This window comes from Candidatus Rhodobacter oscarellae (assembly GCF_001078595.1).
GTDB classification, from domain to species: Bacteria; Pseudomonadota; Alphaproteobacteria; order Rhodobacterales; family Rhodobacteraceae; genus Rhodobacter_B; species Rhodobacter_B oscarellae.
The window spans coordinates 3,816,354-3,841,739 of sequence record NZ_LFTY01000002.1 but is presented as its reverse complement, the minus strand read 5'-3'; the positions used below and the strand labels follow the sequence as shown (position 1 = coordinate 3,841,739).

26 protein-coding genes and 1 tRNA gene are annotated in these 25,386 nt (G+C 58.1%); 16 read left to right on the top strand and 11 right to left on the bottom strand.

The features are described from left to right. The first annotated feature begins 117 nt into the window (after nucleotides 1-117). On the top strand, nucleotides 118-921 hold the full coding sequence (locus AIOL_RS23080; protein WP_049645134.1) for an undecaprenyl-diphosphate phosphatase: 804 nt from the start codon (nucleotides 118-120) through the stop codon (nucleotides 919-921). Continuing rightward, the gene (locus tag AIOL_RS23075) at nucleotides 918-2,060 is read left to right on the top strand and encodes a DSD1 family PLP-dependent enzyme (protein WP_394298932.1); all 1,143 of its coding nucleotides are present in this window, start codon (nucleotides 918-920) and stop codon (nucleotides 2,058-2,060) included. The genes AIOL_RS23080 and AIOL_RS23075 overlap by 4 nt, the downstream gene beginning before the upstream one ends. Here AIOL_RS23075 and AIOL_RS23070 read toward each other — a convergent pair. Further along, nucleotides 2,057-3,034, bottom strand: a complete 978-nt coding sequence (locus AIOL_RS23070; RefSeq protein ID WP_049645132.1) for a complex I NDUFA9 subunit family protein — start codon at nucleotides 3,032-3,034, stop codon at nucleotides 2,057-2,059. The genes AIOL_RS23075 and AIOL_RS23070 overlap by 4 nt on opposite strands. A gap of 119 nt (nucleotides 3,035-3,153) precedes the next feature. On the opposite strand from AIOL_RS23070, the gene AIOL_RS23065 reads away from it, so the two are divergent. The 4 genes from AIOL_RS23065 to AIOL_RS23050 all read left to right on the top strand — a co-directional run bounded on the left by AIOL_RS23065 (nucleotide 3,154) and on the right by AIOL_RS23050 (nucleotide 5,576). Then, nucleotides 3,154-3,240: transfer RNA gene (locus AIOL_RS23065), tRNA-Leu, on the top strand. Nucleotides 3,241-3,599: 359 nt separating this feature from the next. Then, complete coding sequence (locus AIOL_RS23060; protein WP_049645131.1) at nucleotides 3,600-4,697, top strand: site-specific integrase; 1,098 nt, start codon at nucleotides 3,600-3,602, stop codon at nucleotides 4,695-4,697. Nucleotides 4,698-4,701: 4 nt separating this feature from the next. Continuing rightward, nucleotides 4,702-5,091, top strand: coding sequence for a hypothetical protein (locus tag AIOL_RS23055; RefSeq protein ID WP_160314556.1), 390 nt, complete (start codon nucleotides 4,702-4,704; stop codon nucleotides 5,089-5,091). Nucleotides 5,092-5,165: 74 nt separating this feature from the next. Next, nucleotides 5,166-5,576: a hypothetical protein gene (locus tag AIOL_RS23050; RefSeq protein WP_152912659.1), complete on the top strand. Its 411-nt coding sequence runs from the start codon at nucleotides 5,166-5,168 to the stop codon at nucleotides 5,574-5,576. Nucleotides 5,577-5,645: 69 nt separating this feature from the next. On the opposite strand, the gene AIOL_RS23045 is transcribed toward AIOL_RS23050, so the two are convergent. From AIOL_RS23045 to AIOL_RS23010, 9 genes are all read right to left on the bottom strand, one after another. After that, nucleotides 5,646-6,200 (bottom strand): recombinase family protein, encoded by a 555-nt coding sequence (locus AIOL_RS23045; protein ID WP_049645128.1) that lies wholly within the window; start codon nucleotides 6,198-6,200, stop codon nucleotides 5,646-5,648. A 360-nt stretch (nucleotides 6,201-6,560) separates the two neighbouring features. After that, a complete protein-coding gene (locus AIOL_RS23040) occupies nucleotides 6,561-7,955 on the bottom strand; it encodes an MFS transporter (RefSeq protein WP_049645127.1) in 1,395 nt (464 codons plus the stop codon). Continuing rightward, nucleotides 7,955-8,650 carry an RraA family protein gene (locus AIOL_RS23035; protein ID WP_049645126.1) on the bottom strand — a complete coding sequence of 232 codons (696 nt, stop codon included), beginning with the start codon at nucleotides 8,648-8,650 and terminating at the stop codon, nucleotides 7,955-7,957. Before AIOL_RS23035 ends, AIOL_RS23040 begins: the two co-directional genes overlap by 1 nt. A gap of 96 nt (nucleotides 8,651-8,746) precedes the next feature. Further along, a complete protein-coding gene (locus tag AIOL_RS26180) occupies nucleotides 8,747-9,637 on the bottom strand; it encodes a LysR family transcriptional regulator (protein WP_082152755.1) in 891 nt (296 codons plus the stop codon). A gap of 523 nt (nucleotides 9,638-10,160) precedes the next feature. Next, nucleotides 10,161-11,063: a sulfurtransferase gene (locus tag AIOL_RS23025; RefSeq protein WP_049645124.1), complete on the bottom strand. Its 903-nt coding sequence runs from the start codon at nucleotides 11,061-11,063 to the stop codon at nucleotides 10,161-10,163. A 21-nt stretch (nucleotides 11,064-11,084) separates the two neighbouring features. After that, nucleotides 11,085-11,744 (bottom strand): peroxiredoxin, encoded by a 660-nt coding sequence (locus tag AIOL_RS23020; RefSeq protein WP_049645123.1) that lies wholly within the window; start codon nucleotides 11,742-11,744, stop codon nucleotides 11,085-11,087. A 379-nt stretch (nucleotides 11,745-12,123) separates the two neighbouring features. Then, entirely contained in the window at nucleotides 12,124-13,320 is a 1,197-nt protein-coding gene (locus tag AIOL_RS23015) for a winged helix-turn-helix domain-containing protein (RefSeq protein ID WP_160314555.1), read from the bottom strand. A gap of 120 nt (nucleotides 13,321-13,440) precedes the next feature. Then, a complete protein-coding gene (locus tag AIOL_RS25625; RefSeq protein WP_160314554.1) occupies nucleotides 13,441-13,590 on the bottom strand; it encodes a hypothetical protein in 150 nt (49 codons plus the stop codon). Between the two features lie 110 nt (nucleotides 13,591-13,700). Further along, the gene (locus AIOL_RS23010; RefSeq protein WP_049645121.1) at nucleotides 13,701-15,722 is read right to left on the bottom strand and encodes a BTAD domain-containing putative transcriptional regulator; all 2,022 of its coding nucleotides are present in this window, start codon (nucleotides 15,720-15,722) and stop codon (nucleotides 13,701-13,703) included. A 242-nt stretch (nucleotides 15,723-15,964) separates the two neighbouring features. Here AIOL_RS23010 and AIOL_RS26380 point away from each other — a divergent pair, with 242 nt between their 5' ends. The 8 genes from AIOL_RS26380 (at nucleotide 15,965) to AIOL_RS22980 (ending at nucleotide 22,027) form a co-directional block, all read left to right on the top strand. Beyond that, nucleotides 15,965-16,207 (top strand): DUF1127 domain-containing protein, encoded by a 243-nt coding sequence (locus AIOL_RS26380; RefSeq protein WP_049645120.1) that lies wholly within the window; start codon nucleotides 15,965-15,967, stop codon nucleotides 16,205-16,207. Beyond that, nucleotides 16,207-16,743 (top strand): YgjV family protein, encoded by a 537-nt coding sequence (locus AIOL_RS23000; protein WP_049645119.1) that lies wholly within the window; start codon nucleotides 16,207-16,209, stop codon nucleotides 16,741-16,743. Before AIOL_RS26380 ends, AIOL_RS23000 begins: the two co-directional genes overlap by 1 nt. Before the next feature lie 125 nt (nucleotides 16,744-16,868). Beyond that, the gene (locus AIOL_RS24675; protein WP_160314553.1) at nucleotides 16,869-17,183 is read left to right on the top strand and encodes a DUF1127 domain-containing protein; all 315 of its coding nucleotides are present in this window, start codon (nucleotides 16,869-16,871) and stop codon (nucleotides 17,181-17,183) included. Further along, complete coding sequence (locus AIOL_RS22995) at nucleotides 17,168-17,461, top strand: STAS domain-containing protein (protein WP_049645118.1); 294 nt, start codon at nucleotides 17,168-17,170, stop codon at nucleotides 17,459-17,461. Before AIOL_RS24675 ends, AIOL_RS22995 begins: the two co-directional genes overlap by 16 nt. Nucleotides 17,462-17,927: 466 nt before the next feature. Further along, on the top strand, nucleotides 17,928-19,481 hold the full coding sequence (locus tag AIOL_RS22990; protein ID WP_049645117.1) for an AMP-binding protein: 1,554 nt from the start codon (nucleotides 17,928-17,930) through the stop codon (nucleotides 19,479-19,481). 80 nt (nucleotides 19,482-19,561) lie between these two features. After that, nucleotides 19,562-19,756 (top strand): hypothetical protein, encoded by a 195-nt coding sequence (locus AIOL_RS26045; RefSeq protein WP_235439142.1) that lies wholly within the window; start codon nucleotides 19,562-19,564, stop codon nucleotides 19,754-19,756. Continuing rightward, entirely contained in the window at nucleotides 19,734-20,585 is an 852-nt protein-coding gene (locus AIOL_RS22985) for a DMT family transporter (protein ID WP_160314552.1), read from the top strand. Before AIOL_RS26045 ends, AIOL_RS22985 begins: the two co-directional genes overlap by 23 nt. Nucleotides 20,586-21,001: 416 nt before the next feature. After that, nucleotides 21,002-22,027: a hypothetical protein gene (locus tag AIOL_RS22980; RefSeq protein WP_152912658.1), complete on the top strand. Its 1,026-nt coding sequence runs from the start codon at nucleotides 21,002-21,004 to the stop codon at nucleotides 22,025-22,027. Here AIOL_RS22980 and AIOL_RS22975 read toward each other — a convergent pair. After that, nucleotides 21,987-23,552 carry a winged helix-turn-helix domain-containing tetratricopeptide repeat protein gene (locus AIOL_RS22975; RefSeq protein WP_049645114.1) on the bottom strand — a complete coding sequence of 522 codons (1,566 nt, stop codon included), beginning with the start codon at nucleotides 23,550-23,552 and terminating at the stop codon, nucleotides 21,987-21,989. The genes AIOL_RS22980 and AIOL_RS22975 overlap by 41 nt on opposite strands. 149 nt (nucleotides 23,553-23,701) lie before the next feature. On the opposite strand from AIOL_RS22975, the gene AIOL_RS22970 reads away from it, so the two are divergent. After that, entirely contained in the window at nucleotides 23,702-24,637 is a 936-nt protein-coding gene (locus AIOL_RS22970) for a homocysteine S-methyltransferase family protein (RefSeq protein WP_049645113.1), read from the top strand. A 112-nt stretch (nucleotides 24,638-24,749) separates the two neighbouring features. After that, nucleotides 24,750-25,367 (top strand): hypothetical protein, encoded by a 618-nt coding sequence (locus AIOL_RS22965; RefSeq protein WP_049645112.1) that lies wholly within the window; start codon nucleotides 24,750-24,752, stop codon nucleotides 25,365-25,367. Nucleotides 25,368-25,386 lie beyond the last annotated feature (19 nt).

The following is a 25,386-nucleotide window of genomic DNA, read 5'->3' as shown; positions in this document are numbered from 1 at the left end:
GGCGGAAATGCCACGCCGCGGGTGCGAATTTAGGTAAGCAGAGGTGACCTAAATGAGTGCTTTTCCGGGAATCCCAAACGGTTAGTGTGCCCAAAACGAATCGGCGGACCCGTTAATATGCCCCTTCTACACCTTTTCTTGGTTGCTGTGATCCAAGGGATCACCGAGTTCCTGCCGGTTTCCTCCTCCGGTCACCTTATCCTGCTGCCGAATGTCACCGGTCTTGCCGATCAGGGCCAGGTGATCGACGTGGCGGTGCATCTGGGCACGCTGGGCGCGGTGATCCTGTACTTCTGGCGCGACGTGCGGCTGGCGCTGTCGGGCCTGCCGGGGCTGGTCACCGGTCGGCTGGAGAGCCCGGGCGCGCGGCTGGCCTTCCTGCTGATGATTGCCACGATCCCGGTGGTCATCGTCGGTGCGATCCTCGCCGCCACCGGCCTCGATGATGCGCTGCGGCGCATCGACGTGATCGGCTGGACGATGCTGGTCTTCGGCGTGCTGCTCTACTGGGCCGACCAGCGCGGCGGCACGGCGCTGCAGGATCGCGACTGGAACAGTCGCCACGCCTGGATCTTCGGACTTTGGCAGGCGGTTGCGCTAATCCCCGGCACCTCGCGCTCGGGCATCACGATCACCGCGGGGCGGCTTCTGGGCTACGACCGGCACGGCGCGGCCAAAATCGCCATGCTGATGTCGATCCCAACGATCCTGGCCTCAGGTGCGCTGAAGGGCGCCGAGGTGGTCGCCACCGCCGACATCCAAGCCGCCCGCGACGGCGCGATCGCCGCGGGCTTCGCCTTTGTTTCGGCCCTGCTGGCATTGGCGATTATGATGCGCCTTTTGCGTTCGGTCAGCTTCACACCCTACGTGATTTACCGCGTCCTGCTGGGCGTGATTTTGCTATGGATTGCATATACATGACCCTCGATGACCTAGAGCTTGGCTATGACATTCCCGCCCGCCCTGGCATGATGGAGGCCGAGATCCTGACGCCCGCTTTGGTGCTCGACCTGGACGTGCTGGAGCGCAACCTCGCCACCATGGCCGCCGAGGCAAAGGCGCATGGCATGCGTCTGCGCCCGCATGGCAAGATGCACAAATCCGTGGACGTGGCGCGGTTGCAGATGGCGCGCGGCGCGGTTGGGCTCTGCGCGCAGAAGGTCTCCGAGGCCGAGGCCTTCGCCCGCGGCGGCATCCCCGATATTCTGGTCTCAAACCAAGTGACCGACCCGGCAAAGCTCGACCGGCTTGCCGGGCTGGCGGCCAAAGGCACGCGGATCTCAGTCTGTGTGGACGACATGCAGAACGTCTCAGCGATATCGGCGGCCGCGACCACCCACGGCATAGAGCTTCACTGCCTGGTAGAGATCGACAGCGGCGCCGGGCGCTGCGGGGTCACCGAGCCGCAGGAGGCCGTCGCCCTGGCGCGCGTCATTGAGGGCGCCCAAGGACTGCGCCTCGAGGGGCTGCAATCCTATCAGGGCGCCGCACAGCATATCGCGGACCCCGCTCAGCAGGCCGAGACACTCGCCAGAGCCGAGGACCTGACCGCGCGCACCGTGGCGGCGTTGGCCGATGCGGGCCTGCCGCCCGAGGTGGTGACCGGCGGCGGCACGGGCTCCTACCGCACCGAGAGCGCCTCGCCGCTCTTCACCGAACTGCAATGCGGCTCTTACGCCTTCATGGATGCCGATTATGGCCGCATTGAGGACCATAAGGGCCAGCGGCTCGACCAACGGTTCGGCTATGCGCTCTTCGTTTTGGCCAGCGTGATCAGCGTGGCGAAACCCGGCCAGGCGGTCTGCGATGCGGGGCTAAAGTCGCTCGCCGTGGATAGCGGCCTGCCGCGCTGCGCCGATGACGACCTCAGCTATCTGGGCGCCTCAGACGAGCATGGCCAGATCGCGGATCCCGCCAACCGGCTGCGGCTGAACGACAGGCTGCGGCTGATCCCGGGCCATTGCGACCCCAATGTGAACCTGCATGACTGGTTCGTGGGCCTGCGCGGCGGCGTGGTGGAGTGCCTCTGGCCGGTGTCGGCCCGTGGCAAGTCCCTCTAGGCGCGCAGGTTTTTCGCCGAATCCTTGATCGCCGCGTATTGCCCCGAGGGGCGGAACCGCCACAGATACTCCGGCAGCACAGCGTCCAGATCCGTGGGCTCGATCCCCAAATCGGCAAAGCCCTTCGCGCCGTCACTGACCACGTTGTCATATTGCAGCGAGGCGACCTGGTCGGGCGTCACCGGCATCGGCGCCAGCCCGCCCGAGACGGCGTTCCCAAATGAGAAAGCCCCGGCCATGATCCGCGCCGCAAAGAACGGCGTGTTCACGATCATGCGGCGGCGCTGGATCACGCCCAGCATGCGCTGCATCAGGTCGCGGAAGCTGTCAACGTCCGGCCCGCCCAGCTCGTAAGTGCCCGATATGCCGTCCAGGATGCCCTTCACGGCGGCCTTGGCGACGTCGTCGACATAGACCGGCTGGAACATAGTGTCCGCCCCGATCAGAGGCAGCACCGGGCCGAACTTGGTCATGGCGGCGAAGCGGTTAAAGAACTGGTCCTCTTGCCCAAAGATCACCGAGGGGCGCAGGATCATCGCGTCGGGCATGGCCTCTCTCACGCCGGCCTCGCCCGCGGCCTTGGAGCGCGCATAGGCGCTGTCGCTCTCGGCATCCGCGCCGATAGCCGAGACATGCACCAGGCGCGCCACGCCCTCCGCCGCGGCGATTCGCGCGATCCGCGCCGCGCCCTCGGCCTGCACGGCGTCAAAATTGTTGGCCCCGCGAGCGTCAAAGGTGCCCACGCAGTTGACCACCGCGTCGGCGCCATGGGTGACGGCCCGCACCGAGGCGTCGTCGCGAATGTTGCAGAAAACGGGCTCGACCTGGCCCACAACGCCGTAGGGCTTGACGTGCATCGCCTCGTTGGGGCGCCGGCAGGCCACGCGCACGCGCCAACCCTGCTTGGCCATCCGGCGCGCAATATAGCGCCCCAGGAACCCGTTCCCGCCGAAAATGGTGACCAGTTGCGACATGGCTAGATCTCCGCTTGTCTCGCTCGCCTGCATATCTACACCGAAAACCGTAAACAACCCGCCACGTTCCCCGTTGACACCGGAATTGAGCGGATATAGATGCCGCTCTCACGACACCGGCCCAGGTGGCGGAATTGGTAGACGCGCTAGCTTCAGGTGCTAGTGTCCGTATGGACGTGGAGGTTCGAGTCCTCTCCTGGGCACCAATGACCCTCGGTCAAAACCTTATTTCTCAGCAAAAACATAGCGGTAAGAGCCCTCTCGGCACAAAACCGGGTACAAGAGAGGTGCAAGGATGGGTGTCGTCTTGCGCTATGTGAGGATTAACAAAGCGGGCCGTTATGAGTTTCGTCGTGGTGTCCCTGAGTGACTGCGGCAGATTGTCGGCTCGCGCGAAATCAAGAAGGTTCTGGCGGACACCGAAGCCAAAGCCGTTGCCATCTATCCGCGTGTCAGGGCTGAGGCGGGCAAGGTCTTGGAGGCAGCGGAGCAGGCACTGAAGGCTTCTCCCTCCTCTTCTGACACCGCCACACCCACCGAATAGGAGGTCTATGAGCGGGCCTCTGTGAGGTTCCGTGAGCTTGTCCCGCCCGATGCTGATTACAGCTACCGAGTTGTGCTGGAACAGTCGCTCATAAGCGGATTCCCCGTCGATCCAGAAAACGGTTACCCGGTGGGTCTCCCTGATGATGTCCGCGCGTTGGTGAACCTTGTGAACGGAGCTGACATCAGGCCTGAACCGACCCTTGAAGACGCCAAGCGCCTCTATCTTGAGGAGAGGTTGGACGGTGGCGAAGGGGATGCGAAGAAGGATGCCAAGCGCCTTGAGAGGGTGTTTGTTCGGGTCAAGGACACGCTGGGCGAATGCCCTGCCTTGTCATCTCTCACCTACGAGCATGCCCGTAAGGTGCGCGATCACATGCTGACTGTGAACGGGCTTGCCCCATCCTCGGTCAAACGCGAATTGAACTTCGTTAAGGCAGCCCTCTCCCTTTGGCAGCGCACTCACCCTCAGGACACCGTTCACAATCCCTTCGCGGGCCTTGAGTATGGCCGGAAGGTGGAAGCTATGGGCAACAAACGGTCACGTGTTGCGTTGCCCCCGAAGGTGCTGAAGGAGGCAAGAGCGGTTGTTCTCTCCTCCGCCAATACAGAGGCCCAGCTTGTGTGGCGACTGTTGGAGGGCACCGGATGCCGACTTGCGGAGGTAACCGGCCTCAGGGAGGAGGATGTGGTGGTGACCGGCGACCTGCCTCACATAGTGGTGACGTGGCATGAAGACAGGCGCGTGAAGGGGCAGGCCTCGGCGCGACGGGTGCCGCTTGTTGGAGACGCTCTCAACGCCGCACAGCAGGCCCTTCAGTTGCCCCTAGAGGGTCACATGGCGTTTCCCCGCTACGGGAAGAAGGGAGGCCCCACGACCGCCTCCAAGGTGCTCATGAACAAGCTGCGGAAGGTGACCCTGAACAAGGACCATGTGGTGCATTCACTCCGCCACAACATGAAGGGCTTGCTTGTGACTGCCGGGGTGGAAGAGTTGGTTCAGAACGTCATCCTCGGACACTCTCTCGGAGGTATTGGCAACAAGCACCATCTGGGAGACGATGCCAAACTAAAGGTAGCCAAGAGGGCAATGGAACGGGCCCTGAAGGTGGAGGATTAGGGGAATGTCACTAAAGCCGCTGACGTGGTGTGGAAGGGCTTACACACTCTCCATCCGACGCCATTGGAACACCTTCTTTGGGCTGGCAACCATCTGCGAAATCAATGGCCCGCACATGACCAAGTTTCTACCCGAGGGGGCAGGCTATCACAGCATGGGGCTTCATGAGATGGTCACCCAAGCCAAGGACTACTTCGACACTCACGACAACTGGTGGTCCTTCTCATGTACGTTATGCGATCAATACTGCGACTTCTTCGTGATGGAACGGCCAAGGGCAGGCAACACCTTCAACGAATTTCACTCTACCTGCAGCAACGACAGAACTGCCGTGCAGGCGCTAGCGAAAGCGTCTCGTGGCTATGCTGGCCCAGAGAAATGGGTCGCAGGCTGAAGTTGAGCGCGGCGTCGGCCTTGCATCCCCGCCGTCGCCGCTTAGTGTGCCTCCAAAAGTACGAGGAGCAGACAATGAAGCGAATCTTCACAACGGGCGAAGTTATAATTAGCCACCCGGAATATGTGGTCTTGAGACAGGCCGGGAAGGTCAACCTTGGGATTGATAACGAGGTTGCAACGAAGGCCATAGCGGCAGGCGCGGGCCCGGCCAAGGGCGGTTCAGCTGCAGCCTTCCATTTCTATTCTTGGCTGGCAATCGGGGTGTTCATTGTCTCGATCTACTTCAGCCTCACCAGCGCATGGTGGTGGTTCATTCCCGGCCTCATCGGTATGTCGGTGATCTGGTCTGCGAATAAGAGTGGCAACGCGGGCAACCTGTTGGATGCCGCGATGTATGACGAAGAGTTTTACGAGCGGTTTCGGTCAGCCGGTATTTGGCAGTATGAGATGGCCGAGGAGGACGCTCAGAAGTACGCCACCTGAGCCGAAAAAGACTGATACAGGGCAGCGCAAGCGAGCGTCCGAACATAAGTCGACCTCCCTGACCTATCGTCACACCTCCTCAAGGATGCGGTAAACACTTGCCCTGCCGATGCCCACGCGCCGGGCAATCTCAGTCGCCCCTACGCCCTCCGCATGAAGCCCTAGCACCTCCTTCGCTTTGGCTCTCGCGGTGGGCTTCCGGCCCTTGTACTTGCCCGCTGCCTTGGCCTTGGCAATGCCCTCACGCTGGCGTTCCAACATGATGGACCGTTCAAACTCTGCCACGCTGCCCAAGACGGTCAGCATTAGCTTGCCCGTAGCGGTACCTGTGTCGATGCCCATAGATAGGATGCGAAGGGATGCGCCCTTGGCCGTCACCTCTTCTAGTATCTCCAACAGGTGGGCCACAGAGCGAGCCAGACGGTCCAGTTTGGTCACCACTAGGGTGTCACCCTCACGGATGTAGTCGAGGGCCTCAGCGAGCTTCTCACGGGCCTTCACATCCACCGAGGAGACTTGCTCCACAAACACCTTCTCACACCCTGCCCCGGCAAGCTCGCGCTCCTGCGCTTCAAGCCCTGCGGTTTGGTCCAAGGTGGAGGTTCTGGCATATCCGACAATCATCAGTCATTCCCACGTCTGTCTCATTGAGCTCCTAGACGATGTAGGGCGATTGTCTCAAATATTCAAGTGCCAACTTTGTAAGACAGCGATGAGAGGAGGCATGAGACGTCTCGCAAGAGCCTGCTTCAATGAGACGCGGGCGGGAGCCGTATGGAGCCCGGCCCGGTGGCGGAAGGTGACCGCTATGGTGCACGATACGACGCTGACCCCCAAACGGGGGAAATCGCGCGGCACCATATATGATCTCAGGGGTTTAAATTTTTGTTGTGAAAATTTCCGACTTCTAATGGCCGCCAAAGAATTTCCCGGCAGCAGCTATGCGGACAAGACGGCCTTTCGGCATTTTTATTTCAATGACTGCTATGAATCTGAGGCGCAAAACCTGCGTAGTGCGAACAAGCCTATTAAAGCCATCGGGATTCCCGCTGTAAAGATTGCCGTTGCTGCAAAATTGGTGTCAGCAGACTCGATACCTGCGGCATTGGCTACCACACCGATCAGTGCCGCCCCGATTGCATAGCCAATACGTTGAACGGTCGGCAATGCACCCACGACAACGGCGCTTTCATTCACTGACAGCTCTTGGGTCGCGAACCGTGGAATAAGGGTCCAAGCCATGCCAAAACCCGCGCCTTGCAAAAGCGCAGCAAAGCCAATCAATGCAATTGGTCCATTCGCCATGCTAACGCTGAGCCCCAATACTCCTATGGCAACGGTTACCAAACCGATTTTGATCATCCGAGCGTCAGACGTCTCGGGCCGACCAGAGACAAGTGCTGCGGTTCCGGCCCATGCAACCGCCTCAATCGCGATCAAGTATCCAGCTTGCAATGGCGTAAATCCATGCAAATTCACCAGAAAAAACGGAGCAAAAGCACCAATGGCGATTGTAGCAGCGGCGAATGAAGCCGCGAGAAGAATCATTGCAGAGGGTCGATCTCGTAGCCTTGGGTCAAAGGCTGGAAGAAGTCTCGTGTTGGAATGTTGCGCATCCTGCCAAAAGAAAATACCCAAAAGTCCAAGCCCGGTGCCGATGAGCGGTAGCGTTCGCCATAGGTGAATTTCTTCACCCGCAAAAGCAATTGCGAGGATACCGGCAATCAATACCGCGAGTCTGACAACAGGCAGTCCTTGTTTCGCGGTCTCCGGCTTGGATCGAATTGGCGCGGCCCAGAAGATAAAGAGACCGAGCAGCATTGCGAAACACGCGAATGTCCAAAAGGCCGCTCGCCAACTGGCGAGTTCAACGAAAAGTCCGCCCATAAGTGGCCCAAGGAAGGCAGACCCCGCCCACATTGTTGAGACGAGAGCCATTGCGCGAGCCCGCAACCTTCTTTCGAAAAGGAGCGTTACGGCAACAAAGGACATGGCCATCAAACCCCCGCCACCGAAGCCTTGCAGCACACGCCCCCAAAGCATGATAGGCATCGAACTGGCGAGTGCGCTAGCCACGCATCCCGCAGAAAAACAGAAAGCCGATTGTGCCATCGGGACACGCAGGCCCATTCGCACCAAAATGAAGCCACTTGCGGCTCCAACGGTAATCGAACCCACCTCATAGAGCATGACGACCCACGAGATAAGGTTTGTGCCGCCAATATCTGCGACGATAACCGGCAGCATCGTCGCCACAAGAAGCCCGTCTGCCGCATGAAGAACGACTGCGGTACAAACAATAAGCAGGGATGCGGCGTGCTGGCGAACTAAAAGGTCTTTCCAAGGCGCTAACGTTTTTCCCTTCTCAATGTCATCCATCAGACGAACTCTGTACGGCCATCCGTCAATGCATCCACTGCTTTTTGGGAAGCCTTACGTCCGCCCGCGATTTCCGCCTCGTAGGCCAATTCCGAGGCGCGGATACCATCTAGTTTTCCGAGCGTTCGGTCGATCGAGGCAAATGGCACTACGACAACACCGTCTTGATCTGCGACGATCATGTCGCCGCTGCTAACCGATTGCCCACCGATCTGAATTGTCAGTCCAACCCTGCCTGGCCCAGAAGTCATAGGTGAATTTGGGTTCAAGCCGGTACACCAAACTGGAAGCCCTACTCTTACAATTCCATCGCGGTCGCGCACCGGGCCATCCGTGACAAACCCCGCGCCGCCGGAATTGCGCAGCATCCCCATGACCAGATCACCAGCCGCTCCGCACTCTTGATAGCCCGCTACAGCATTTACGAGAATATCGCCCGGTTCAATGATGCTTAGCGCCGCCAGTGTTGCAAGAAGGTCGCCCGGTCTGTTGTCTGCCGTCACCGCTGGCCCTGTAGCGACACAAGGCATGCTGTGTCCCCCACCTATTGGCGCTATAGTGGTGGACATCGCACCTACGCCGCCCAAAGCGTCCGCAACATGGCCCGTCGGGACATCCTGAAAAGCTGCGATCTGGGCCTTGGTTGGTCGCAGAAAAGTCTTACAAACAGTGAGGGCTTTGGGTTCTTTGATCATATCGGCACCTTTGAAAACATGCCGATTTCATAGCCCGCAAAAGCGAACACGCCGAATGGTCTTTTTTCATAGTGGGATGAGATAAACTCATGCGCATCAGGACGATGACACTGTGTTCATTTCATTTATCAGCCAATCGCGCAGTCGCTGGCAAAGTGCGGCGTTAGGGCCATCTGGATCAATTGAAAAGAAAATTGGGACATTGGTTGGCAATTTTTGCTGTGAAGCGACCACCAATCTACCTGCTCTAAGATCGTCATCGGCCACACATTGACGAAGAAGCGCCACTCCGCGCCCGTGAACAGCCGCCTGCAAAGCAAGCTCAACAGTAGCGTGGTTTTCTACATCGCCCCTTGGCGTTGTGTCGTTTCCAAAATGCGCCTGCCAATCGGACCAAGACATTCCAAACTGGCGCTCGCGTGTTCCCTCACCCAGTGTAATCGCCGTTTCTGACTGAAATTCTGGCGACGAAAGGCTATTCGAGCCGACTTCGAAAATATCGGGGCTACACACTGGCAGGCAGACGTCATGGTCCACGCTTATGGTTTCGTAGCGGATGATTTCTTCAAACCCGATGACAACATCAGCACCATTCGCGTCGCCGACAGAGACCAATTTAAGCGTTGATGACAGACATTGTGCTTCTAGTCGATCTAACCGAGGCAACAGCCATTTGTTTGCCAGAACAGGGTCACAATGGATAAAAATGTCTGTTCTGTCGTTATCTGCTTGGAGCTGCGACAAACCGTTTTCGAGGAGACCTAGTCCGTTGCGGACTGTCTCTGCGTACAGGACGCCCTTGTCAGTCAGTGCGAGAGCGTTGCCACGCCGTTCAAATAACGCAAATCCGCATCGCAATGATAGTTCTTTGATCTGATGACTGACCGCGCTTTGTGTGATGCCAAGTTCTTCGGCGGCATTCGTAAAACTCAGCAGCCGTGAAGCCGATTCAAAGCATCGTAAATATCTGAGTACATCATGCTTCAATTGTTCGTCCTGTAGGGCTTATCGTCATATCTCATATTGTTGTAAGGCTAACGCCCAAGCACCAGCAACGAATTTGTCCTGGCGAGCCATGAGAGCTGCTAAAGCCGACCTTCGTAAAACGTGCAGCATCGGACGTTCCGGGCTCCTTGCGGACCTCGGATGCGGTGCAGCATTCATCGGTCAACGTAGCCGAGCTACCGTCCAGGACGGCCCAGAGCCGCCTTTGACCTCATGTTGCCAATGCTGCAATGCGGCCCGTCAAAGCGGACCTCCATCGAAAGCGCAGCATTTCCAATTTTCCAATGAACAAGTCGCGGACAAAGCCGTCCTTGGATCAATGGCCGGTTTCCGACGCAAACTTAAATGATACTTTGAGCTGATAGCCATCGAATGGTGGTCAGCTGGTGACAGACACAAACCCTGAGCTACGGACGCCGGTGCAGTTGCCCTCCGGGTGAGACCTTCATGTGAGGGACCGAGCACTTGCCTGAGTGTGCCCGGTCCGACTTAGAGAAGGCCTGATTTATGCCCAAGGCAGTGAAGGGTCCGCGCCCCATTCCGCCCAAGAGCGGTGGTAAACCTGCACCGACGGGAAGCCCAGCAAGCGCAGCGCAACATAGCTGTGCGACGAGGCGAGCCCGACTTGGCAATGCATGATCACCTTTTTGTCCGGCGAGACGCCATGGGACGCAAAATGCGCGCGCAGCGCCTCCGCGGGCAGGAACCGGCTGTCTTCACTCAGGTTTTTAGCCCATGGCACGTTGACCGCCCAGGGGATATGCCCCTCGACGAACATCGAAGGCGGACGCACGTCCACAAGCACCGCTGACGGGTCGCCGCGGCGCGCCAGCACGTCCTCGGCCGAGGCATAGCGGCGCGGGCTCGGCGCCGCCTGGAACTGCGCGCTGTCATGCGCCTCAGCGCCTTCAACCAGCGATCCTGTGGCACTGACCCAAGCCGAGAGCCCGCCATTCAGAACAGCCACATCCCGGTGTCCTAAATACTCCAAGAGCCAGAACATCCGCGCCGCATGAAAGCCGCCCCGATCATCGTAGAAAACCACGCGACGCATTGCCGAAACGCCCAGGGCGCTTAGCAACGTGTTCAGCTCGCCAGTGGGCTTCAGCGCACCAGAGACCGGGCTGTGTTCGGCCACAACCGCATTGGGTTCCAAGTGACGCGCACCGGGGATGTGGCCCGCCAGGTAGTCCTCACGTGGGCGCACATCCACGAGGATTGTGCCCTCACCCTCGTAGCGTGGCCGACCATTGCCGCCGTCCAGCGCTTGGGCCAGCAGTGCTTCGGGGCGCTCCAAAAGCCGCGGGTTTGCATAGTCCATCGCGCCTTTGGCCGGGCCACTGGCAAAGGCCGCAACCGCGCCCAGCGTCAGCAGCCCAAAGCTGCGCCGTGTCATATCAAACGTCATCTCTCAGTCCTCTCAGCAAATTTATGCGGGCGCGCCGACGAGGCGCAGGTAAGGCAGCGGGCTCGACCAGCCCTGCGGGAAGCGCTCCTGCGCCATCTCGTTGGTCACAGCGGGGGTGATCACCACGTCCTCGCCCGGTCGCCAGTTCGCAGGCGTCGCCAGTTGGTGCCGCGCGGTCAATTGCAGGCTGTCCACCACGCGCAGGATCTCGTCAAAGTCACGCCCCGTGTTCATCGGGTAGGAAACGGACGCCTTGATCTTCTTGTCCGGCCCGATCACGAAGACGGTGCGGGCGGTGGCGTTGTCCATTGCAGAGCGTTCGGCTGCGCTGTTGCCCGCGTCCTCGGGCAGCATCCCGTACATTTTGGCGATCTTCAACTCAGGGTCCGAGATCAGCGGGTAGGTCAATGCGGTGCCTGAGAAGTGCTCAATGTCGGACGACCAGCGTGTGTGGTCCTCAACCCCGTCGATCGACAGCCCGATCAGCTTGACGCCACGGCGCTCGAACTCGGGCTGCATCTTGGCCACCGCGCCCAGCTCGGTGGTGCAGACCGGGGTGAAGTCCTTGGGGTGCGAGAACAAAACGCACCAGGCGTCGCCCATCCAATTGTGCAGCCAAAGCGGGCCAAAGGTCGTGTTGCCCAGGAAATCCGGGGCGGTGCTGTTAAGTGCGAGCGGCATAATCTCTCTCCTTGCCAATTTGGTCGCGCGGGATGCGCGACGTCATGGGCCAGGAGGTATGGGGCGGGGCGCCGAAAGGCCTGAAGATGTTCTGAAAGAGTTCTGAAAAAGATGAAGGCCCGTGGACAATCACCAGAACGTCTCAGTTTCAGGCGAATTTTCGTCCAGATCAGGCATCTGAGCGCTGCAATAGCCGCCTATTTCAAGCTCAGATAACGCAAGCTGGGCGAAAATTCGCGAAACCCCAAAGGGGCGCGGCAGATTTTGCCCTGTGCTGCGTTATCTGTCGCTGAAAATCCCAAGATTTATGCACGCCAGATGCCTGGCACAGAGCAAAATCTGTCTCGCGCTGAGTCGGTCTGGTGATTGCCCACGGGCCCTAGGCCACGGCCAATTGGCCGCGAATCCGCTGAAACCGGCCATGGGATGCGAGCGACGCCAGCGCCGGGTCCGCGTCCAGCCAGTAGGTGTCGCGCCAGCCGTGGTCAAAGAGCTCTTCTAGCAGCGTCACGGCGCGCTCTTGTTCGCCCAATACCGCCCAGGCCGAGGCGTGATAGATTGCTAGCGGACTGCCTTGGACGTCGATCTGTTCTAGCGTAGAGGCCGCGGCCAATGCCTCTCCCAAGAGCGCCATGGTCACTGCTGAGGCGCTCAACGCGCGCGCGTCGGTCGGATCAGCTTCCAGGCGCAGTCGGGCACGACGCAGCGCGCGCTCTGCGTTCCGGCGCGATCTGGCTGCGTCGAAGGACCTGCAAAGCTGCGCCGCGATGAGGAAGCCTTTGATGTTTTCGGGCTCCAAAGCGCTGACATTTTCGAGGTAAGCCACCGCCGCGCGCGTGCTCCAGCGAGACAAAAGATGCCAAGCCGCGTTGTTAAGGACAATGGGATCGCGCAAATCCAGCGCCAGCGCCTTGGCATGCGCAGCCTCAGCCGCCTCCCAATGCCCGGCCATGGCCAGCACGTAGCCCATCGCGGAATGCGCCAGAGCCATCTGTGGGTCCAGCTCTATGGCACGCTGAGCCTCGGATTGCGCCTCGTGAAGGCGATGCTGTCCCTCGGACCAATAAGTGTGTGAGCGCGTCAGCGAGATCGAGCGCTCGGCGCGGCTGCGTGGGCAGTTTGGAGCGCGCTCGACGGCCTCGGCGGTCAGGGCGTCGGCGCGTTCGATTGAGCCCCGCCCGCAGCGCACCATCTCGTTGCGCGCCTCAAGGCAGAGAGCGTGGGCTTCGAGGTTCATCGCCCCAATGGACGCCTGGTCGCTAAGCGGCTGCGTTATCACGTCCCGCAAGACGGGCTGCGCCAAGCAATAGCCCGCCTTTGGCACCGTTGCGATGACGCCTTTGTCCTGCAAGGCGCGTCGGATCTCGGCCACCGCTTGCGATAGGCTTTCATCTGTAACGATCACGTCCGGCCACACCTTGTCCAACAGCTCGGAGCGGCTGACGACATGCCCCTGAGCAGTCACAAGAGCGGCCAGCACGCCCATGGCGCGGGGGGACAGCGTGACGGTGGTTCCATTTCTTTGGGCCGTGCGTGAATCCGCCCGCACCTGCCAGTTTGCCAATGTGAAATTCATTGAATGCATCCTGAAATTTCGTGACGCGTTAGGCCAAACGCGACGGGTTGAAAATGTGTTCACGCGAGACGCACGCATTTGTGAACGCCTGCCGCGCGGAAAGGTAAGGGATTCCATTCCTTAGAGCTTAGCTGGTCCCGTCTGGCCCGAGCTTTGGCAGGTCAAAAACCCGAATCGCGGGCGGGCGTCGAAGTAGTTGTGGTCGCGCGGCAGGTAGACCTTGCCGTCGCTGGCGTTGCGCTGCTTCAGCAGCGTAACTGGGCGTATCACCCCGCAACAGAGCGGCCAGACCAAACGCTTACCGCGCGTCGATAGGATCGAGCGGATAAGCGATAGCGATGGGTATTGCCGAACTGCGGGCTGTGAACAAAGAGTCAAATTTACTTTTCGGGCAAACCTGCTCGGCGAAGCGTATTGATCGAAATACTACAATACGCGTCGTCCAGTGTTTTTAGGAGCATCTCTACCTTTGCGATGGTCAGCTCGGGGTCGCAATCAAGGGCTTGCTGGCAAGCCGCTTTGGCCTGTTTTTTTGAACCCTGCGCCGCATAAGACACCGCTTGCACCAGATATGGCCAAAACTCGTCGCCTTTTGATTGTGCCGCTCGTTTGGCATCCTGAAGTGCTTCTTCATACCGCCCCAAATAAAAATAGGCACAACTGCGGTAGTGTAGAATTAGCCAACGAAGCGGGTCATACGGTGAAAGACGCAAAGCCCGATCCAATGGAGCAACCGCATCCTGGGCTCTGCCAAACCACAACAACGCCCAACCCAGGGCTCCGTACGCACGCGCTGAGCATGGGTTGATGTCAACCGCGCGTTCAAGCGCCGTGATTGCGGCGTCTCCGTCGCCGAGCAGTATTTGGATTTGTCCAAGCGAGGAAAACCCCCGGTCCTCACGATTGTCTAGGTCGACGGCCTTCTGTGCATAATCGAGGCTGACCGCCAATTGCTGCGCCGGGTTCAATGTCGTGCCCATAATGACACCGGCTGAAATAACATGGGCGATACCGGCATATGCGCGCGCAAAGGAGGGCGATCGTTCAATCGCTTGCTGTAGGTACTCCTGAGCTCGATTCAGGTTTTCGCGACCGTACTTATTGGCGTGCCACATGCCAATTTGATAGAGGTCCCATGCATCAAGGTTATCTGCGGGTTTGCGCCGCGATCTACGCCGTTCACTTTCAGACAACTCTACACCAACACAGGCACAGATAGTGTCAGTTACTTCGTCCTGCACCTCAAACAAGTCGCCGACATCTCGATCAAACTTCTGCGACCAGACATGATTGCCCGACAGGGTCTCGATCAACTGAGCCGTAACCCGAACCCGTTTCCCGACCCTTCTGGCGCTGCCCTCTACAACATATTGAACCCCAAGTTCCTGTCCGACCTGCTTTATGTCGGCGGGCTTGTTCTTGTAGACAAAGGTCGAGTTTCGGGCAATCACGAATAGCCAGCGAAGCTGGGCCAACTTTGTAATAATGTCCTCGGTAATTCCGTCGGAAAAATACTCCTGCTCTGGGTCGCCCGACATATTATCAAATGGAAGAACCGCGATTGATGGTATTTCGGGCACGTCCTGCGCGCGTTCCAGCCCGAATTGTCGCTCCGGGCCGGCGTCATCGGATGGCACTTTTGACGGCTTGAATTCGGTGACTTCTTCGCCGGGGTCAGACAAAATCCGGGCCGCAAGTTCACGGGTGGCTATGGAAGGTTCGACGCCCAGTTCCGCACGCAGCAATCGCTGACACTCGCGGTACTGTGCGGCAGCTTTGGAGGTTTCGTTATCCAGAACGTATAGTCGCATCAATCGTCTGTGATTGGCCTCGCTAAATGCGTCCAGGGAAACAAGGTCCCGTGCCCGCGCACAAGCCTTCCGGAAACTTTTTTCTTTGGACAAATGTTCGATGGAATTCGTCAGGATATCTGACGCAATATCCCGAGCTTCCGAGCGCATCTCATTGAGCCAGACCGAGGGCTCGGTCGGATCAAATTCAGGCATGAACTCGCCGGCAAAAAATGAGCCGAGCGGACCGGCATCCAGAGTCGCACCTAGACTGGCCAGTTTACGCAGGCGACCAAGATCCGTCTCGAGGGCCCCATCGCATAGCCAAACTTCGCGATTGGTCGTGACGATCACGTCTGAACCCAGCATTTTGCGGAGTTCTGACAGCGATTTGCGAAGACTACCGCGGGCCTGCTCTTCTTGCCGGTCATCCCAAAATAGTGACGCCAACTGATCCCGCCGCCAACGATCCTGGCGGGTGGCAATGCATGCCAGGACCCATAAAGTCTTTCGAGTCGAAGTCGCGATGGCATTTCCGTTTCGGTCCGAAAGCGCCACATATCCTAACACCTGCAGGAACGCCGCGCCCGGTTGCGAAATTGGCTGTTGCATATCCGATCGCTCCAATTGGCACTCTAAATTAGATCGGACCTCCACTCCATTGGCTGTACTTTTTCTGCGCGTATCGGGGCCACTTATGCATGGCGCGGACCGCAAATTGTCCAATCCCACCCCATAATCGCAGATTTTTCACAGTTTTGGAACGTTGCTGAAACGGCCAGTTCCCAGCGCGGCGTCATGGTGCCCTCGATCCAAGCCGGAACACCGGCCCCAGATAGGAAGGAGACGCACGTATGTTGCAGCACCATGAAGCCCGCTCGCTTGGCGTGGGCAAACCCATCACGAAAGTAGGAGCTTGGGCAATCAGGTGGTTGCATCGCTTTCGCGATGCGAACCGCGCTCGTCGGCAGCGCCAAGCGCTGTTGGGTATGAACGACAAAATGTTGGCCGACATCGGCTTGACGCGCTCTGATCTTACGAACGCTCGCAGCCGGAAATCCACTCTCAGAGATCCGTTTTGGCAAGGGTTTCTTTAATGTCGCAGTTCGTTTTTTCTGATCAGCTTGTCACGATCACCGGTTTGTTTGCCTTTGTGTGTCTGGCGACTTGGCCATTGTTTAGGTCACGGCACCAGATACTCTTAGCCCAGCTTGGCGCCGGTTTGGCGTTCGCCGCTCATTACGCGTTGATGGGTCTGTTCGCGCCTTCATTGCTCAACATCATTGGGTCGGCTCAAACCTTTGCTGCAATCTTCGCGACACAAAGCAGATCTTTCAACCGGTTCGGGTATGGCCTTATCCCAGTGATCGTTGCGGGCGGGATATACTTCTGGAACGGGCCAACGTCTGCTTTGTGCATTGCGGCGATGGCGCTGATTGCACTGGGCCGCGTGCAAGCCAATGAATGGGCGATGAGAATTTTGATCCTTGTCGGCGGCATATTCTGGTCGCTCCATGATTTCTTTGTCGAATCCTGGATCGCACTTGGGGCTGACGTCCTGAGCCTTGCGACAGGGGCCACAATGCTGGCGCGACTCGCGATGCAAAAACAGAGGCATAGCGTGATGGCCTAGCCGCCGATCCCGGTCCATCCCATGCCGCTGGCATCAGATGCGACATGCGGCGCCAAACTGCTCACGAGACAAAAAACCAATCAACCAATTTGGGCGCAATCGCCCGTAACCCCAGGAGAATACCTATGGCATTCGTTACCTCAGATACCGTGTCGAAATTGCAAAATGCGTGGGACAAAATCTTTCAAGCTTGGAACGCATGCAGAGATATTGCGAAAGAAAGCACTGAAGCAGGCCGAGAATGGCGTGCAATCGCCGAATTGCGGTCGCTGCAGGACTATGAGCTCGCGGATATCGGTCTATGCCGGTCGGATTTAACACCCGGGGGTCTGGAAATTGCGGGGGCTCGTCGTGCGGCCAGGCAGGCTCTCATCGACCAAGAGATTTCCAAACTTTCCAATTCAGACTCGAGGATTAAACAGTCATGGACATTATCCTAAAACCTCCAAGACAGGCCTATCTGGTGGGCCAACTCGATAGCCGAGGGGCGGGTCAGATCTATGACCAGCTTGTCGAGTTCGTCAGGGGCAAAACCGAAGACGTCACGATCAACACAGAAGCCGTCACATCATTTACCAGAGCGGGCTGCAGCGTCCTTTTTGTCGCGGCCAAGCTCGCGCAGGCGAAAGGCGCGAAAGTGAGGATACGAAATGCAAGCTCCGGGATGGAACGCATGTGCATGGCGACGGGTTTTGGTTCGCTATTGAAATTTGAATAGAGTGATCCAAACATCAACGCACCGCAAGAACGCGGAAGCTATCCGCTGGCACAAACACCCGGTCTCAATAGCAAAGGGAACATTCAGTGGCATTGCCAACGTGTTCAAACGCGACCCTTGGCATAGGCGGTCTTTACGAAGATACCCACCGCCATGCCCCGCCTGAAGGGCTTCCGCATTCCTCGAGAGGTCAATTGAGGTCGACTTCTCACGGCCAAAGTGGACTCCTCGCCGCCATTGGAGGCGGCGCGAAATCTCGACAGATTGGCGGGTCCGGAGGCAAACGAACGGCCCGAACGAGCCATTCGTTAGCTGGCACATTGCTGCAACGCAGCTTTCGCATTCCTGCCGTTCGTATACATCGGGCCGCATTTTAATCCATCGACCTCTGATCAGGAAAAGCGATGCATCAAAGACTTCCATTAAGGGATCTGTTATTTAGAACGCGAGACTGCCGGGGGATTAAATGAGCCAATCCGACCAAATTGATCCCGCATTCGTTACGGACTCTGAAACGCGTGTTGATCGCGATGAGTTCGAGTCGCGCGCGTCTCAAGGAGCGGCCGCGTTGATTGCGCTTGGTGCCGGGGCGGATGTACCCATCGCGATCATCATGCGAAATGATCTAACCCAACTCGAAATCATGCGTGCGGCTGCGCTGGCAGGGACGGTAATCGTCGCCCTAAACTGGCACGCGGCCGCAGAAGAGGTTGCAGATATCTGTGACGACAGCGGGGCGCGTCTCGTGATTACTCATCGGGGTCTTCTCGAGCGCCTACTTCCAGCATTAGAGGGGCGCCAGATCGTTGGCGTTTGTCCGACCCGCAGCCTTTGCGAGGGCTTTGGAATAGGTCCAGAGCAAGCAAAATACGGCGCCCAATTCCCGGAATGGAACGTATACGTTGAGGCGCAGGCACCCTTGCAGAACCGCACGGCTATGCGGCCCTTTTTACGTTACACTTCGGGTTCGACTGGTAAGCCCAAAGGTGTGCGGCGACTGCAAACCGGCCTGCGAAAAGATTTCGAGATTGTATTGCAGAGGGTCGCTTCTGAGATGCTGCGGCTAAGGCCGGGAGCGAAGTTTTTTACTGCTGCGCCACTGTATCACTCGGCACCGTCCACTCTTGTAAGCGCGGCGATGGTGGCATCCGGTGTCTCGACGCTCTTGGCGCCCCAATTTGATGCTGAGGGCTTCCTTGCCATGATCGAGGCGGAACGGGTGACCCACATCTATCTGGTTCCGACCATGATGAGCCGGATGCTCAAACTGCCAGCGGACGTGCGCAACAAATATGACCTTTCATCAGTGGAATTTTGCGTTTCGACCGGCTCTCCGTGGTCGCATGACCTCAAGGTCGCAATGATTGAATGGTGGGGACCCGTATTCTGGGAAAGCTATGGCGCAACAGAGATTGGCTTTATGACGATGGTTTCCTCCGAGGAGGCGCTCGAACGACCTGGAACGGCGGGCCGAATGCAATTGGGCGCGTCGGTGTTGATCTTTGATTCAGAAGGTAATGAGCTGCCGCCAGGTGAGGTTGGTGAGATATATGTCCGCCAGGATGCATTCGGTGGGTTTGACTATTCCAACGATCCCGAGGCTCGCGCGGATGTCGAGAAACACGGGCACTACTCAGTTGGCGACTTGGGTTGGCTGGACGAAGACGGATACCTTTTCATCACGGATCGCAAGAAGGATATGATCGTCTCAGTCGGTGCCAATGTTTTTCCCGCCGAGATCGAAGGCATACTTCTACGTGCGCCATTTATCTACGATGTGGCCGTCTTTGGCGCACCTGACCCGGAATTCGGTGAGCAAGTCGTTGCGGCGATCCAGCCTGCCGCGAATTGGGATCCAAACGTGGCTGAAGTCCTAAATTTCTTGGACGGAAAACTTGCACGGTTCAAACATCCCCGAATTGTGGACTTTCACGAGGCATTGCCGCGCGAGGACAGCGGCAAAGTGTTCAAGCCAAGGCTTCGCGAGCCGTATTGGAGAGACGTTGCACGCCGAATTTGACTGCAAGAGGAGGATCTCGCTGGGCTCACTTCGGTCATGCGGTTGCAGTACACGATGGATTGAAATCGCCGCCGTTGCTCATGGCCCATACCGGACTCTTGACATTGGTTCTCGATGCTGCAGCCGCAGCCCGCTTTCCTGACATTCGCCGCGTGTGCGAAATCCGGTGGTGCTCGAATTCAGCTCTTGCTATTTCTGACGTGCCGCGGGTGCTTGTTTCGGAAAAGAAAACAACTTCGATGCGAGGTGCCGATGACCACACAAACAAGATCTGACTATTCGCTCGGCGTCATCCTGCTGGTCGCAGCAGCGGTTACTTACAGCTCGGCCGGCATCTTCACGAAAGGCGTTGTTGCTGGGGCATGGGCCGTGATCTTTTGGCGCGGCGTTTTTGCAGCCGGGTTCACAACCCTTTGGACGGTGCAGCAGGGTACTTTCAAACATAACTTCTTCGAAATGAAGAAGAGCGGTTGGGCTGTCGGCGTTATCGGGGCTCTTGGAACCGCTGCTTTTATTCCGGCGTTCAAACTGACCAGTGTGGCAAATGTCGCTCTGATCTATGCTGTCGCCCCGTTGATTGCGGCAGCACTCGCCTGGATCTTCATTGGTGAGAGAATGACGACGAAGACTGTCATCGGCACAATCGCCGCCTTCCTGGGGGTGCTGGTGATTGTGTCGGGCTCTGTAGGTGCGGTGAATTTGCAAGGCGATTTGCTCGCGCTTGTGATGACGACGGCGATGGCGACAATTATGGTGATTTACAGGAAGTATCCCCATACGCCCGGCGCTGGCCCGTCAGTGATCCAATCCATGTTTTTGATCCCGCCAGCATTGCTCTTGGGGACCCCATTCAGCACCAGTCCTGTAGAAATCGGTGTTTTGGCCGCATTTGGTCTTCTGTTCGCTATAGCATCTGTAACACTGGCGGAAGGGTCGAAGCGGGTTCCTTCTGGACAGGCGGCGTTGATCGGCGCTTTGGAAACACCTCTTGCGCCGCTCCTGGCTTTCCTGATCCTTTCAGAGGCACCAAGTGTAACAACCTTTGTTGGGGGACTGATCGTCCTTGTGGCCGTCTTGTTTTCGATGAACCAGAAAAGGGATTGACCAACCAAGATGTTTACTTTGAGCATAAGATCCCCTTGGCAGCGTCCGTCTGCGCCGCATCGAACATCAATGACTGGCTTACCAGCCGCTCAGAAGCGTCCGCAGTCTCGCAATTGAAGTGACTTCCATGCTGCATGCAAACGCAGCACGTTTCGAAGACTTCCGCAGTGGGCTCCTTGGGGACCTCGGATGCAGCCCAGCATCCGGTCAGATCGAACTGGATGCCGCGACAAGGACGGCCCAAAGCTGACCTTTTAATTTGAAAACAGCCTCAATCCATTCAGGCATGTTGGAAGGTTCATCCTCACAGAATTTCGAATGAAATCATCCGTCGTCAGCGTGGCTGACTTTGGGATAAGGTGGCGGCGCAAAGAAGCCGATGATGGATGGCCCACTTCCGAAAGAAAGCGCCCCACATGAAGCCCCTCCCGATCCTGATACCTCTTGGTCTTGGCGCGATTGTCATCAACACCATGCCGGTCTGGCTGGCTGAACTGGCAAGCCATCAGCAGGTGTCAGAACCCTTGGCGGGCGGGTTTGGAAGTCTGGTCCTGCTGGCGGCTGCAGTGGCGTGCGTGGGGCCGATTTCAGGGAGATTTGACTACGCCGCTCGGCTGTGCATCCCGGTGTCCTTTGCAATCCTCGCCCTTGGCGAGCGGCTCCCGGTGATTGGTCTTGGCTTGTGTTGTGTCCTGCTGGGCCTGGCGCTTGGTCTTGCGACGAAACGGGCGCTGCGTGGCCTGCAAAAGGTGGAAAGCCCCTTGGAGCTTGTCAGCACGGCGCTCACATTTGGTCTTGGCGTCTCATTTGCGATCTATCTCGCGCTGTTCTCATTTGCCCTGAACGTTATGTGGATACTTGCAGGCACGTCCCTGATCCTGTTGTTGGCGAGGTCCGAAAACGCTTCCATCACGGTCCGCCGAGACCAACATTTATCCTCTGCCGGGCTACCGCTTCGATTTGTACCGTTCTTCGTCATGATGGGCGCCTATTGGAGTTTTCTGGAGCTATACGGCCAATCAATCGGCACGCAGGGCGGCTTGGCACTTTGGCTTCTCTTCAGCCTGATTGCCGGCGCAATTGGGTCATTTCTGGCAGGGCGGCTTCCATCGCGTTACGGGACGGGGTTGCAGACGTTTGCCTTGCTGGCCGCGGCCGTCACTGGCGCGTCCAGCTACGTCTCGCCGAACCTGACTTTGCTCGGCCTGAGTATTCTGGCCAACGGGTTCTTTCTGTTTCTGTTCTTTCCGCTCTACATTTCCTCCCATCAAGATCGAGCGCCAGCGGCCATGGCGAGTTACTTGCTGGGGTTTGCCTTTGGCGGTCTCGCTGGCGCGCTCATTCTGCAGATCACGGGTTACCCGGGTCTCGGGTTGACGATCCTGGCCACTGGCCTTGTCGCTATATGGCCGTGGCCGGGTCTGCTGTCTCGACGATATTGAGACCAGCACGTGCCCAATGCTCAAGCGCGGATGCCACTAGATCGCGGTTCGCGTCCCACATCGCAAGCTCGTCCATAGCGCGGGCCTCGAACGCCGGGAACACGTCGCGCAATATCTCCGCCTCAGATTGGGCGGCTGCATGATCGCCGCAGGCGGAATGGAGCCACACAAGATGCGCATGGTACCAGTAAAAGCCGTGCATGGGGTGGCGCTGCAGTTCCAGCAAGGCTGCGTTAAACATATCGAGGCGCGCATAGCGCCACGTTTTGGCAAAGTGATACCAGCCCGGGTGTTCAGGGGATAACTCGATCGCCTTGTCAAGGAGCGCGATGGCCTCTGCCTCTCGTCCGATGAATGCATAACAGTGACCGATCTCGGACAGTACGTCCGAGTTACCGGGATTGAGAGCCAAAGCCTTGTCCGCGGCTTCGTCGAACCCGGCGATGTCCATGACATAGAGGCGGCACATCGCAAGCGCCGTCTGTGCAAAAGCATTGCGCGGATCAGCGGCGACCGCCCTTTCGGCAGCCTCACTTGCAGGGGTCAACGCATCGAAATCAGCGCGTTCATTGACGTGGTATCGAAACTCTTCAAGTAGCAGGACCGCATAGGCGGCCCACCCGTCAGACGCATCCGGATGGCGCGCCAGAGCGGGTGGAAATGCGTCGCGCAGCGCGGCATGCAGTTGGAAATCATATGTGCGATAGTATCTGCGGAAATCAGCGACCAGGCGAAAGAGGGTCCAACTTTCGTGATGAACCCGTTCTGTCGCGAACCCTCCTTTGCCTTGTGCAACCGGCCCGTGGGGACCGGCCATACGCGCGGCACAGATTTGAGCGATATGGTCTTGAACATCGAAGACCGATTGAACCGTCGCCTCGCTATCAATTTGTTCGGACAGAAGCACAGAACCCGATTGTGTCGAGGCAAGCTGAACGCTGACCCGCAAGCGCGTTTCGGTTCGTCGGACACTGCCTTCCACAATAAAGTCGGCATCATATTTGTGTTTCATTTGCGCAGGATCGAATGCTGCCGTCTGAGCCGCATCGGATGTGGTGCGCGAAAGAACCTTCACGTCTGGAAATCTGGACAGGCCGGTGATGATCTCATCCGTCAGCCCTTCAGGTATGAACCGGGCATCGGGATCGGCGCTTGTATTGCGAAACGGCAGAACCAGTAGGCAAGGTGCATCCTGCTCGATAATTGGCAACGTTTCAATGCGCCGAGCGGGGGTCCTGAGTCGAAAGCCCATGCCGTGCACGGTTTCTATGATTCGTTGATCGGCACCTGTGTCGCCGACCGCATGCCGCGCCTCCTTGATGGCCGTGGACAATGTTGCGTCGGTCACGATGCGTCCGTCCCAGACCCGGTCAATCAGGTCATCCTTACTCACGATCTGATCGTCAGCATCGACAAGGGCGCGCAAGATTCCAGCCGTTTGCCGGGTCAGGCGACGCTGATCATCGCCGCGCTCTGCGGTCATCCGATCAAAGTCGACCCGGGCATCTGAAATCTCGATCTTCATGGGGCAAAGAGTACTCAAATGCGCGGTCGGGGGAAAGCTCTGCAAAATCTCAGACTCTTCTCAGGTTTATCTCAAGCAACGCGTGACGCCGTTCTTTAGGTCTCTACTCAACCCGCCTCACTCGAGGCTTCCGACCGAAAGGACAAACCATGAAGTACCGCAATGCACTGCCTCAGATGGCTGGCAAGCAGATGATCACGGATGGCGGACTTGAGACCACGCTCATCTTTCATGACGGGATCGACTTGCCCCTTTTCGCTGCGTTCAAGGCGCTGGAGACCGATGCTGGGATCGCCGCCATGGACGCATATATGGCCCGCTTTGCCAGAATTGCCGTCGATGCAAATCGTGGATTCATCATGGATACCCCAACCTGGCGCGCAAGCGCACGCTGGGCTGCGGAATTGGGAATGACGCATGCAGACCTTCGGGCAGTCCATCGCGAGGTGATCTGCTCCCTTACCGGATTGCGGGACCAATACGAGACTGCGCAGAGCCCGTTCGTCATCAATGGTGTGATTGGCCCACAAGATGACGGGTATGCGCCGACAAATGTCATGTCTGCCATCCAAGCCGAAGCCTATCACGCCGCCCAGGTCGGCTGGTTCGATGAGTTTGGCGCTGACATGGTGTCTGCGATCACCATGACCTATGCGGATGAGGCTATCGGCATCGCCAGTGTCGCTAAGACACAAGGCATGCCGATTTCAATCGCCTTCACCGTGGAGACGAACGGACAACTGCCATCCGGCGAGACGTTGGCTGAAGCGATCTGCGCGGTAGATGAAGCGACGGATGCGTATCCGGCCTACTTCATGATCAACTGCGCGCATCCCGACCACTTCTCGCATGTCTTAGAAGGCGACTGGACGTCCCGGATCATGGGGCTGCGTGCCAACGCGTCTCGCATGAGCCACGCGGAGCTTGACGCATCAGACACGCTTGATGATGGGGACCCAAACGAGCTTGGCGCGCTTTACGCCGGTCTTCTGCCTCGATTGCCCAACCTAACCGTTATGGGCGGGTGTTGTGGGACGGATCACCGTCATATCGCCGCAATCTGCGCAGCCACGTCCGCAACCTAAACCTCTAAATGCAGCACGCCTTTTCGTGCTCACAACAACAGCCGTGTGCGGTCTCAACCGCACGTGTTCTGTAACGCTGACTTTAACGCAAATCCAAAAAAGGAATTCTGAAATGTTGAAATCTACCCTAACCACACTTGCCCTGTTTGCCACGACCAACATGGCCGCTGCCAACGGCGCGCCTATGTCATTTGACGTCGCCGAAGACCTCAGCCTCTTCATCTTCGCCTCTGAGCCCGTGTTCGAAGATGGCATGCCTGCCTTCGGGAACGCCTTCGTCACGCAGGGGTACATCTATGAAGATGGCACGCTTGATGGCGGTGCTGAAGGTACGCTTGCAGATGGCAGTCCTGCCTATCCCGACAAGGTGATCGGGCGCTGGACATGCGACGGCTTTTTTGTCGGCGACGGCGCGCGCACCACAACCGGCGCGATGGTCATCACGCGGCAGGTGTTTGAGTTCGAGAACGGCGACATCCTGATCAATCAAGGCGCCGAGCTGGCCGATATCGGGGTCGAAGCACCTCGTGCAATCACAGGCGGTACGGGTAGCTTTGCAAACATCACAGGTGAAATGAGCCAGGTGCTGCTCGGCATGACCGATGGCTTCGGAGTTCGCCTGTCAATCGACATCCCATCCCGTGAACAGGCAGCGATGAACGACCCTCACGTGGACGAAACCGATCACGCCGAATGGGATTCCGGTTTTCCAGTCGGACCGCTCAATTAGGGTCGATCCCACCAGAAAA

What these genes read in the sequence shown, in the direction of transcription:
- AIOL_RS23080 (WP_049645134.1), top strand. Translation starts at nt 118, where the DNA reads ATGCCCCTTCTACACCTTTTCTTGGTTGCTGTGATCCAAGGGATCACC.
- AIOL_RS23075 (WP_394298932.1), top strand. Translation starts at nt 918, where the DNA reads ATGACCCTCGATGACCTAGAGCTTGGCTATGACATTCCCGCCCGCCCT.
- AIOL_RS23070 (WP_049645132.1), bottom strand. Translation starts at nt 3,034, where the DNA reads ATGTCGCAACTGGTCACCATTTTCGGCGGGAACGGGTTCCTGGGGCGC.
- AIOL_RS23055 (WP_160314556.1), top strand. Translation starts at nt 4,702, where the DNA reads ATGTCACTAAAGCCGCTGACGTGGTGTGGAAGGGCTTACACACTCTCC.
- AIOL_RS23050 (WP_152912659.1), top strand. Translation starts at nt 5,166, where the DNA reads ATGAAGCGAATCTTCACAACGGGCGAAGTTATAATTAGCCACCCGGAA.
- AIOL_RS23045 (WP_049645128.1), bottom strand. Translation starts at nt 6,200, where the DNA reads ATGATTGTCGGATATGCCAGAACCTCCACCTTGGACCAAACCGCAGGG.
- AIOL_RS23040 (WP_049645127.1), bottom strand. Translation starts at nt 7,955, where the DNA reads ATGGATGACATTGAGAAGGGAAAAACGTTAGCGCCTTGGAAAGACCTT.
- AIOL_RS23035 (WP_049645126.1), bottom strand. Translation starts at nt 8,650, where the DNA reads ATGATCAAAGAACCCAAAGCCCTCACTGTTTGTAAGACTTTTCTGCGA.
- AIOL_RS23025 (WP_049645124.1), bottom strand. Translation starts at nt 11,063, where the DNA reads ATGACGTTTGATATGACACGGCGCAGCTTTGGGCTGCTGACGCTGGGC.
- AIOL_RS23020 (WP_049645123.1), bottom strand. Translation starts at nt 11,744, where the DNA reads ATGCCGCTCGCACTTAACAGCACCGCCCCGGATTTCCTGGGCAACACG.
- AIOL_RS23015 (WP_160314555.1), bottom strand. Translation starts at nt 13,320, where the DNA reads ATGAATTTCACATTGGCAAACTGGCAGGTGCGGGCGGATTCACGCACG.
- AIOL_RS23010 (WP_049645121.1), bottom strand. Translation starts at nt 15,722, where the DNA reads ATGCAACAGCCAATTTCGCAACCGGGCGCGGCGTTCCTGCAGGTGTTA.
- AIOL_RS26380 (WP_049645120.1), top strand. Translation starts at nt 15,965, where the DNA reads ATGTTGCAGCACCATGAAGCCCGCTCGCTTGGCGTGGGCAAACCCATC.
- AIOL_RS23000 (WP_049645119.1), top strand. Translation starts at nt 16,207, where the DNA reads ATGTCGCAGTTCGTTTTTTCTGATCAGCTTGTCACGATCACCGGTTTG.
- AIOL_RS24675 (WP_160314553.1), top strand. Translation starts at nt 16,869, where the DNA reads ATGGCATTCGTTACCTCAGATACCGTGTCGAAATTGCAAAATGCGTGG.
- AIOL_RS22995 (WP_049645118.1), top strand. Translation starts at nt 17,168, where the DNA reads ATGGACATTATCCTAAAACCTCCAAGACAGGCCTATCTGGTGGGCCAA.
- AIOL_RS22990 (WP_049645117.1), top strand. Translation starts at nt 17,928, where the DNA reads ATGAGCCAATCCGACCAAATTGATCCCGCATTCGTTACGGACTCTGAA.
- AIOL_RS26045 (WP_235439142.1), top strand. Translation starts at nt 19,562, where the DNA reads ATGGCCCATACCGGACTCTTGACATTGGTTCTCGATGCTGCAGCCGCA.
- AIOL_RS22985 (WP_160314552.1), top strand. Translation starts at nt 19,734, where the DNA reads ATGACCACACAAACAAGATCTGACTATTCGCTCGGCGTCATCCTGCTG.
- AIOL_RS22980 (WP_152912658.1), top strand. Translation starts at nt 21,002, where the DNA reads ATGAAGCCCCTCCCGATCCTGATACCTCTTGGTCTTGGCGCGATTGTC.
- AIOL_RS22975 (WP_049645114.1), bottom strand. Translation starts at nt 23,552, where the DNA reads ATGAAGATCGAGATTTCAGATGCCCGGGTCGACTTTGATCGGATGACC.
- AIOL_RS22970 (WP_049645113.1), top strand. Translation starts at nt 23,702, where the DNA reads ATGAAGTACCGCAATGCACTGCCTCAGATGGCTGGCAAGCAGATGATC.
- AIOL_RS22965 (WP_049645112.1), top strand. Translation starts at nt 24,750, where the DNA reads ATGTTGAAATCTACCCTAACCACACTTGCCCTGTTTGCCACGACCAAC.